The following is a 9,648-nucleotide window of genomic DNA, read 5'->3' as shown; positions in this document are numbered from 1 at the left end:
GTTTTTCGGCGCGGCTCGTCGTTCAGCCCTCGAAGCGCATGGCCGAAGGCCGAGTCTCGAGGGCTGAACGACGAGCCATAGGGCGCCGAAAAACCCGCCGGAGCGAAGCGGAGGCCAAAAACACAGCTCAAGCCCAGAGCTGACCTTCGAGTTTGTCCTCGGCCTCTTCCAGCGTGCCGTCGTAGGCACCCGTCGACAGATATTTCCATCCACCGTCCGCGACGACGAATGCGATATCCGCGCGCTTACCCGCCTTGCGAGCCTTACCCGCCACCCCGAGTGCGGCGTGCAGGATCGCACCGGTGGAAATCCCCGCGAAAATCCCTTCCTGAAGCACCAATTCACGCGTGCGACGCACGGCGTCGTAGGGCCCGACGGAGAAACGCGAGGTGAGCACGGATTCGTCGTAGAGTTCCGGGACGAATCCCTCGTCGAGATTGCGCAGCCCGTAGACGAGTTCGCCGTAGCGCGGTTCGGCGGCGACGATATCGATGGCGGGAACCTGTTCGCGCAGATAACGTCCCGTACCCATCAACGTGCCGGTCGTTCCCAAACCTGCCACGAAATGCGTGATCTCCGGCAGATCGGCGAGAATCTCCGGCCCGGTGCCCTCGTAATGCGCCAGCGCATTGGCGGGATTGCCGTACTGATACAGCATCACCCATTCGGAATTCTCCGCGGCGATCTTCTTCGCCAGTGCCACAGCCTGATTCGAACCGCCCGCGGCCGGTGAATCGATGATCTCCGCACCGAACATGGTCAGCAGCTGACGACGTTCCACCGAGGTGTTCTCCGGCATGACGCAGACCAGCCGATATCCCTTGAGCTTGGCCGCCATCGCCAGCGAGATACCGGTATTGCCGCTGGTCGGCTCCAGAATCGTGCACCCGGGTTGCAGCAGCCCCTGCGCCTCGGCCTGCTCGATCATCTTCAGCGCGGGCCGGTCCTTGATGGAACCGGTGGGGTTGCGGTCCTCGAGTTTGGCCCACAGCCGCACGTGGTCATCGCCGTCCCACTGCGGGGACAGCGTGTGCAGACCCACCAGCGGCGTGTTGCCGAGGGTCTCGATCAGCGATTCGTAGCGCGCCACGGGAAGTCAGCGCGCGCCGCCGGCGACCGCCGGCAGGATGGTCACGGTGCCGCCCTCGGGCACCTCGGCCTCGAGGCCGCCGGTGAAACGCACGTCCTCGTCGTCGACGTAGATGTTGACGTACCGGTTCAGCTTGCCGTCCTTGAGCAGCCGATCGCGCAGGCCCGTGTGGTTGGCCTCGAGGTCGTCGATCAGTGCGGCCAGCGTCGCGCCGGTGGCCTGCACACGCTTCTCACCTCCGGTGAGGGGACGCATGATGGTCGGGATGGACACGGTTACCGACATTGGGTGACTCCTTGTTCTTCGTAGCTCACGAACCGGCGTAGGCGGGCACGATCCGGACGGGTTCCTCGGTGACCTCGCCCTCGAGGATCCGGTAGCTGCGCAACTCGTGCTGCTCCGGATCGCGGGTGGAGATCAGCACGTAGTGGGCGTTCGGCTCGGAGGCGTAGGAGATGTCGGTGCGGCTCGGGTACGCCTCGGTCCCGGTGTGCGAGTGGTAGACCACGACCGCTTCCTCGTCGCGATCGTCCATCTCGCGCCACACCCGCAACTGCTCACCGGAGTCGAAGCGGTAGAAGGTCGGCGAGCGTTCGGCGTTGATCATCGCGACGAACCGCTCGGGGCGGTCCGAACCCTCCGGCCCGGCGATGATCCCGCAGGCCTCGTCCGGATGATCGGCGCGCGCGTGCGCCACCATCGCGTCCACGAGATCGGCCTCGATCACCAGCACTGTCGCATCCTTCCGTTCACGCCCGGCCATTTCCGCGCCGCGGCGCCGGAACGCTGTCCTCAACGGCCAACAATATTCGGCTATTCCCAGGTCCGATGCCGCAGCCCCCGCATTTCCCGCACCGCCCCGGGAAATGCGGTGGTGGTAGGAGATGTCAATACTTTCGCGCAGTGAGATTCGAATCAGGAATTGCTACGGGGCCAACGCGCTCAGGAGCGAGTCCTGCATCCAGGTGAGCCAGTGATAGACGTCCAGATGCGGAGCGCGCGGATCGTCCGGGTGCAGCCGATCGGGCGTGTCTGCGTCGATGCCGATGGCCGTGCCCAACGCCAGCCGCACATCGTTCAGGGCGTTCAGCCAGGCGTCGGCCTGTTCCGGGGTGAGCAGGATCTTGCCGCCGCGGGCGGGCAGCGTCTCCAGCACCACCGAGCCCGCGGCCACCTTGCGATCGATGATGTCCGGCTCGTGCAGGCTGCGCAGGGCACTGTTGAGGTCGGCGCGATCGGCGTCGGGCGAACCGGATTCGGGGCGATGGAAGTCCGGCAGCAGGCGAGCCAGCCGGGGGTCGTCGGGAGGGGTGGCATTGCCGATCCGTAGCCCGGTCAGCGCGGCCAGCTCGTCGTCGGGGCCCGAGGAGGCCCGTTCGGTGAGCAGTCCGGTGACGGCTCCGACCAGCGAACGCAGCACGTCGGCCTCCCGCGCGTCCATCTCCGACCGCAGCTTGAGCCCGCTCAGCGAGTTCTTTCTGCTCCACTTGCGCACGGGATTACGGTAGTCGCCCGCCTCATTCGTCACGTTGCATGGTCGCCCAGAGGCCCGCGGCGTGCAGACGCTGCACGTCATGTTCCATCCTGTCCCGCGAGCCCGAGGACACCACCGCCTTTCCTTCGTTGTGCACCTGCATCATCAATTCGGTTGCTTTGCCTTTGCTGTACCCGAAGAGCTTCTGGAAGATGTAGGTGACGTAATGCATCAGATTCACCGGGTCGTCCCAGACGACCGTCACCCACGGCCGATCCTCGGCCTCGAGGATCTCGGTGGCCTCGACCGCCTCGGGCACGGCCTGCCCGGCCATCATCACCCCCGGGCCCGCCCCGTGCGCCGCCGTCGTGTTCACTCCGCCCGAATCGGCGGCGACCCGGACGGCGTCCTTCATGCACAAGCCCATAACCTTCAGGGTACGACTCGGCTCCGGAGAAACAACACCCGACCGATGTCGTTTCCGCGCACTCACCGCGCGATCCGCGCGCCGATTCTGTCTACAGTGACGACGTGGACACCGCACATGTCGCAACCAGTACCGCGCTGCTGACCGACCAGTACGAACTCACCATGCTCGCGGCCGCGCTCGCCGACGGATCGGCGCATCGGCAATGCACGTTCGAGGTATTCGCACGACGATTGCCGCACGGCCGTCGATACGGCGTGGCCGCGGGTGCGGGGCGAATGCTGGACGCGCTGGCCGAATTTCGTTTCCGGGAACCCGAGCTGGCGGTCGCGGAGAAATTCCTGCCCGCCGACACGATGAACTGGCTGCGCGATTACGAGTTCCGCGGCGATATCGATGGTTACGGCGAGGGTGAGCTGTATTTCCCGGGTTCGCCGATTCTGTCGGTGCGCGGCAGCTTCGCCGAATGCGTGGTGCTCGAGACGCTGATCCTGTCGATCCTCAATCACGACAGCGCGATCGCGTCCGCGGCCGCGCGCATGGTCAGCGCCGCGGGCGGACGTCGGATGATCGAGATGGGTTCGCGGCGCACGCACGAGTTGGCCGCCCCGGCCAGTGCGCGGGCGGCCTACCTGGCCGGATTCGACGCGACGTCCAATCTGGAAGCGGTGCGCCGCTACGGAGTTCCGGGCGCGGGGACCAGCGCGCACGCGTTCACCCTGCTGCACAGCGGTTCGGACGGCGCGCACGAGGCCGCGGCGTTCCGCAGTCAGATCGAGGCGCTGGGCGTCGGCACGACCCTGCTGGTGGACACCTTCGACATCACCCAGGGCGTGGCCACCGCGATCGAGGTGGCCGGACCCGAATTGGGCGGTGTGCGTATCGATTCCGGCGATCTGGGCGTGCTGGCCCGGCAGGTGCGCGATCAGCTGGACGCCCTCGGCGCGACCCGCACCCGCATCGTGGTCTCCGGCGATCTGGACGAGTACGCGATCGCCGCACTGCGCGCGGAACCGGTCGACGCCTACGGCGTGGGCACCTCCCTGGTGACCGGATCGGGCGCGCCGACCGCCGGGATGGTCTACAAACTGGTCGAGGTCGAAGGGGTTCCGGTGGCCAAACGCAGCAGTCACAAGGAATCCCGCGGCGGCACCAAACGCGCGGTGCGGCTGTCCCGGCACACCGGGACGATCGTGGAGGAGATCGTCTACCCGGCGTCCGGGCCGGCGCCGGAGACCGACGGCTTCGATGCGCGTGAGCTGCTGACCCCGATGGTGCGCGGCGGCAAGATCATCGAGGACCGCCCGCCCCTGCAGGACAGCCGCGTCCTGGTCGCCCACGGCCTGGTCAGCCTGCCCTGGGAGGGGCTGAAACTCTCGCCCGGCGAACCGGCGATCCCGACCACGTTCATCCCGTAACGTCTCGGACCGGGCCACCGGTATCGACATGCGAAATCGAGGTACGACAGATGACCAGGGCACTCATCGTGGTGGATGTGCAGAACGATTTCTGCGAGGGCGGCTCGCTGGCCGTCACCGGCGGCGCGGCGGTGGCCGGGCGGATCAGCGAATACCTGGGTGCGAGCGAGTACGCCGCGATCGTGGCCACGCGGGACCACCACATCGATCCCGGCGCGCACTTCTCCGATGATCCCGACTACGTGGACACCTGGCCGCCGCACTGCCGCGTCGGCACGCCCGGCGCGGACTTCCACCCGGACCTGGACACCACCCCGATCGAGGAGGTGTTCTCCAAAGGCGCCTACTCGGCCGCGTATTCGGGTTTCGAGGGCAGCACCGACGCGGGCGCGTCACTGGTGGACTGGTTGCGTACCAAAGGAATCGACACCGTCGATGTCTGCGGCATCGCCACCGACCACTGCGTGCGCGCCACCGCCCTGGACGCCCGCGCGGCGGGCCTGCACACCCGGGTACTGTTGGACCTGACCGCGGCTGTGGCACCCGCCACCACCGAGACCGCGCTGGCGCAGATGCGCACCGCCGGAATCGAACTCGTCGGACACGCCGAATCATGAGTGGGCATTCGCTCTGCGGGCAGCCCCTCGCACGGCTAGTTTGACGGTGTTGAAGACTGGACCAGGTCCACAGGCCGGTTCCAACACTACGGAAGACGAGGTCGATGTCCGACACCAACTACTCGACCGACCGACATCGGGTCGGGCGCGCGATCGCCGATATCACCGGCGAACCGGCCGAGGCTGGGATGCTCGGATACGGCATGGCCGATCAGAAGAGCACCGGTATCCACACCCGATTGCGTTCGCGCGCCTTCGTATTCGCCGATCCGATCACCGATCACCGGGTGCTGCTGATCATCAACGATCTGCCGCTGATCTTCTCCAGCATCACCCAGGAGGTGCTGCGCCGGCTGGCCGGCCGGTTCGGTGACACCTACGGCGAATCCAACGTGATGATCACCGCCACGCACACCCACTGCGGGCCGGGCGGCTATTCGCATCACCAGCTCTACAACAAGACGACCGACGGATTCCGGCCCGCGACGTTCCGCGCGATCGTCGAGGGGATCGTGGAGGCGGTCGAACGCGCCCACGAGGATCTGGCCCCGGCCACACTGCGCCTGGCGCACGGTGAACTGCGCGACGCGAGCGTCAACCGCTCGCGCGCCGCGTTCGACCGAAATCCGCAGGCGGACAAGGATTTCTTCCCCGACGCGATCGATCCGCAGAACACCCTGCTGCGCATCGATCGGGACGGCGAGCCGGTCGGCGCGATCGACTGGTTCGCCGCGCACTGCACCTCGATGACCAACCGCAACACGCTGATCAGCGGCGACAACAAGGGGTACGCGGCCTACTACTGGGAGCGCATCGTCGAGGGTGTGGACTATCTGGTCGACTCCGAGGATCCGGATTTCGTCGCCGCGTTCGCGCAGACCAATGCCGGTGACGTCTCACCGAATCTGGACGGCGCACCCGGTCACGGTCCGACCAACGACGAGGTCGAGAACACCCGGCAGATCGGCACCCGGCAGTACGAGGCCGCCGCGAAACTCTCCGACGGGTACATGCCGCGGATGGCCGGGGACATCGATTGCCGGTTGATCCACGTCGACCTGTCCGCGATGACCGTGTCCGCGGAGTTCACCGGCGACGGCAGCGAACACCGCACCGCCAAGCCCGCCGCGGGCGCATCCGCCTTCGCCGGTGCGGGTTTCGACGGCCCGACGAATTGGAAGACCTTCCACGAGGGGCGTAATCCGCTGTGGGACTGGATGTCCCGACTCGCCTACCGGTTCAACTCGAAACTGCGCGACGCGCAGTCGCCCAAGGCGATCGTCGCCCCGAGCAGTCTGCTCAACCGTTTCGGCGGACCGTACGTGCAGGAGATCGCGCCGGTCCAGCTGATCCGGATCGGCGAGCTGTTCCTGATCGGCATCCCCGGCGAGGTGACCATCACCGCCGGTCTCCGCCTGCGTCGCGCGGTCGCCGAGATCATGGGCGCGGAGTTGCCGAACGTCCTGGTCGCCGGATACGCCAACGCGTACATCCACTACATCACCACCCCCGAGGAGTACGACGCACAGCGCTACGAGGGCGCCAGCACGCTGTTCGGCCGGTGGGAGCTGCCGGCCCTGCAACAGGTGGTGTCCGGGCTGGCGACCGCGATGCGCGACGGGCAGCCCGTCTCGCCCGGCATCGCCGCCCCCGATCTGGCCGAACAGCAGAAGCCTGCGAAAACCACACTGCCGCCGGACTTTCCGCCCGCGGGCAAACACTTCGGCGATGTGGTCACCGAACCGGAAGACTCCTATCGGGCGGGCCAGAAGGTCGTCGTCGAGTTCGCCGGCGCCCACCCCAACCGGGATCTGCACCGCGGCGGCACGTACCTGATGGTGCAGCACTACGACGCGGGCCGCTGGGGGATGATCGCCGACGACGGCGACTGGGCCACCACGTTCCGCTGGGCGCGCGGCGCGGCATCGAGTTCGCTGGTCACCATCACCTGGAACAGTCCGGCAGACACCCCCGAGGGCAGATACCGGATCCGCTACTACGGCGATTCGCAAAGCCACAGCGGTGAACGCGTCCCGTTCTCGGGAACGTCAGCGGAATTCCAAATCCTTAGTTAGGGGGTATTTTTGGCCTCCGCTTCGCTCCGGCGGGGTTTTCGGCGCTGTAAGGCTCGTCGTTCAGCCCTCGAGACTCGGGCTTCGCCCATGCGCTTCGAGGGCTGAACGACGAGCCCGCGCCGAAAACCTTGGAGTTGGTGTTGTTGAGCCTTTCGCTTCGCGGGCGACTACCAGCGGGAGAGAGACGTTTCGCCGCTGGGCACGCGGGAGGTGGCCGGGTTTGCTCGGGCTCTCACGTGAGCGCGGGGCTCGCCTGCGGCATCGGGGAGTGTGGGTGGTCTGGGGAGTGTTTCGAGGTGTGGGCGATTACCAGCGGAACAGGGACGCTGCGCCGCTGAGCACGCGGGAAGTGGCCGGGTGGGCTCGGTCTCTCGCGGCATCGGGGAATGTGGGTGGGACGAGGTTGTGTTTCGTCGGCGGGTGCGTGAGCCTGCAGAATCGTGGGCCGGGCGACCATGTCGTTGGTTGCCTGTCGGAGCCTGGCGCTAGTCTGCGGGGGTGCCCGAACTCCCCGCTGTTCCGACTCTGTTGACGACCGCCGTCGAAGCGCTCGGCGGTAAGGCGCGCAAGGGGCAGCAGACCATGGCGGCTGCGGTCGCGCACTCGATCGACACCAAGGAGCATCTGGCGGTGCAGGCCGGCACCGGGACCGGCAAGTCGCTGGCCTACCTGGTGCCGAGTCTGCGGCACGCGGTGCAGACCGGGCGCACGGTCGTGGTCTCCACCGCGACGATCGCGTTGCAGAGGCAGTTGGTGGACCGGGATCTGCCGCGGTTGGCCGAGGCGCTGGCCGGGCCTCTGGGGCGTCGGCCGAAATTCGCGATCCTCAAGGGCCGCAACAACTATCTGTGCCTGAACAAGATCAACAGCGCGATTCCGGACGAGGAACCCGAGGCCGAACTGTTCGACGCGTTCGCCATCTCGCGCCTGGGCCGCGAGGTGCAGCGGCTCAACGACTGGGCCTCGGACACCGAGACCGGCGATCGCGACGAGGTGGCCCCGGGCGTCACCGATCGGGCATGGCGGCAGGTGAGCGTGTCCTCCCGGGAATGTCTGGGCAAATCGCGCTGCCCGTTCGGCACCGACTGCTTCGCCGAGCGCGCCCGCGCCGAATCCGGTCAGTCCGATGTGGTGGTCACCAATCACGCGCTGCTGGCCATCGACGCCATCAGCGGTGTGCAGGTGCTGCCCGAACACGACGTCGTGGTGATCGACGAGGCGCACGAACTGGTGGACCGGGTCACCGGCGTCGCGACCGCGGAACTGTCCACGAGCGCGATCAGCGCGGCCGCCAAACGCTGCGCCAAACTCGTCGACGAGCAGGAGGTCGACCGGCTCGAGGGCGCCGCGGAAGCGTGGCACGAACTGCTCGAGGATCTGCCGCCCGGCCGCTGGGATCAGCTGCCCGGCGGCGCGGGCCCGGTGCTCGCGCTGATCCGCGACGCGGCGTGGAACACCCGCACCGCGCTGGCGCCGTCGGGTTCCGGTGCGCCACAAGGCGATCCGGAAGACGTGGCGGCCCGCAACATGGCCTTGTCAGCGGTCGAGGAGGTGCACGACGCCGCGGTCCGCGCGCTGACCACCTTCGAGGAGTCCGATCCCGCCGCGCGTCGCGACGTGATCTGGCTGGCCGCCGACGAACTGCGCGGCATCGCCCGCCGCACCCTGCACATGGCCCCGCTCTCGGTCGGCGGCCTACTGCGCAGCCGCCTGTTCGGCACCGCCACGGTCGTGCTGACCTCGGCGACGCTGCAGGTGGGCGGTTCCTTCGACGGGCTGGCGATCACCTGGGGGCTACCGGCGCAGTCGGCGAACCGAGTAGACGCCGCATTGGCCAACGGTGGTGAGGCGCCGTCGGATTCCGATGTGGTGCGCTGGAATTCGCTCGATGTCGGCTCCCCGTTCGACCATGCCAGATCCGGCATCCTGTACGTCGCGAAACATCTGCCCGCCCCTGGCCGCGACGGGTTGTCCCCGGCGTATCTGGACGAGATCGACCGGCTCATCCGCGCCGCGGGCGGACGCACCCTGGGCTTGTTCTCCTCGATGCGGGCGGCCAAGGCGGCCACCGAGGCCCTGCGCGAGCGCCTGGACACCCCGATCCTGTGTCAGGGCGAGGACGCCACCGGCGCACTGGTGCGCAAATTCGCCGACGATCCGGAGACGTCGCTGTTCGGTACGTTGTCGCTGTGGCAGGGCGTGGACGTCCCGGGCCCGTCGCTGAGCCTGGTGATCCTGGACCGCATCCCGTTCCCCCGCCCGGACGATCCGCTGCTGGTGGCCCGGCAGAAGGCGGTGGAGTCCCGCGGCGGCAACGGCTTCATGGCGATCGCGGCCAATCACGCCGCGCTACTGCTCGCCCAGGGCACCGGCCGCCTGCTGCGCAGCGTCGAGGACCGCGGCGTGGTCGCCATCCTGGATTCCCGCCTGGCCACCGCCCGCTACGGTTCCTACCTGCGCGCCTCGCTGCCGCCCTACTGGGAGACCGCCGACCCCGAGGTCGTCGTCAAAGCTCTGAAGCGCTTGGACGCCGCCGGGAAGTAGGAG

General features: G+C 67.7%; 9 protein-coding genes. 4 read left to right on the top strand and 5 right to left on the bottom strand.

Annotated elements, in window-relative coordinates; all coding sequences use genetic code 11:
* Positions 1 to 127 precede the first annotated feature (127 nt).
* The 5 genes from K7711_RS46240 to clpS form a co-directional block, all read right to left on the bottom strand.
* Positions 128 to 1,090 (bottom strand): PLP-dependent cysteine synthase family protein, encoded by a 963-nt coding sequence (locus tag K7711_RS46240; RefSeq protein WP_222979404.1) that lies wholly within the window; start codon positions 1,088 to 1,090, stop codon positions 128 to 130.
* A gap of 6 nt (positions 1,091 to 1,096) precedes the next feature.
* Positions 1,097 to 1,375: a MoaD/ThiS family protein gene (locus K7711_RS46235; protein ID WP_222979402.1), complete on the bottom strand. Its 279-nt coding sequence runs from the start codon at positions 1,373 to 1,375 to the stop codon at positions 1,097 to 1,099.
* Positions 1,376 to 1,400: 25 nt separating this feature from the next.
* Positions 1,401 to 1,823, bottom strand: coding sequence for a M67 family metallopeptidase (locus tag K7711_RS46230; protein ID WP_040832649.1), 423 nt, complete (start codon positions 1,821 to 1,823; stop codon positions 1,401 to 1,403).
* Positions 1,824 to 2,015: 192 nt separating this feature from the next.
* Positions 2,016 to 2,585, bottom strand: a complete 570-nt coding sequence (aosR, locus tag K7711_RS46225; protein WP_222979394.1) for an oxidative stress transcriptional regulator AosR — start codon at positions 2,583 to 2,585, stop codon at positions 2,016 to 2,018.
* 22 nt (positions 2,586 to 2,607) lie between these two features.
* Positions 2,608 to 2,901, bottom strand: a complete 294-nt coding sequence (gene clpS, locus K7711_RS46220; protein ID WP_040832648.1) for an ATP-dependent Clp protease adapter ClpS — start codon at positions 2,899 to 2,901, stop codon at positions 2,608 to 2,610.
* Between the two features lie 194 nt (positions 2,902 to 3,095).
* On the opposite strand from clpS, the gene K7711_RS46215 reads away from it, so the two are divergent.
* From K7711_RS46215 to K7711_RS46200, 4 genes are all read left to right on the top strand, one after another.
* A complete protein-coding gene (locus tag K7711_RS46215; protein ID WP_222979392.1) occupies positions 3,096 to 4,409 on the top strand; it encodes a nicotinate phosphoribosyltransferase in 1,314 nt (437 codons plus the stop codon).
* 50 nt (positions 4,410 to 4,459) lie between these two features.
* Positions 4,460 to 5,026: a nicotinamidase gene (locus tag K7711_RS46210; RefSeq protein WP_222979390.1), complete on the top strand. Its 567-nt coding sequence runs from the start codon at positions 4,460 to 4,462 to the stop codon at positions 5,024 to 5,026.
* A gap of 104 nt (positions 5,027 to 5,130) precedes the next feature.
* The gene (locus K7711_RS46205) at positions 5,131 to 7,101 is read left to right on the top strand and encodes a neutral/alkaline ceramidase (RefSeq protein ID WP_222979388.1); all 1,971 of its coding nucleotides are present in this window, start codon (positions 5,131 to 5,133) and stop codon (positions 7,099 to 7,101) included.
* 498 nt (positions 7,102 to 7,599) lie between these two features.
* On the top strand, positions 7,600 to 9,645 hold the full coding sequence (locus K7711_RS46200; RefSeq protein ID WP_222979380.1) for an ATP-dependent DNA helicase: 2,046 nt from the start codon (positions 7,600 to 7,602) through the stop codon (positions 9,643 to 9,645).
* The last annotated feature ends 3 nt before the right edge of the window (positions 9,646 to 9,648 follow it).

This window comes from Nocardia coffeae, assembly GCF_019890715.1.
GTDB classification, from domain to species: Bacteria; Actinomycetota; Actinomycetes; order Mycobacteriales; family Mycobacteriaceae; genus Nocardia; species Nocardia jiangxiensis.
Note: the sequence above shows the minus strand (reverse complement) of the source record. Positions and strands in the feature narration are given on the sequence as shown.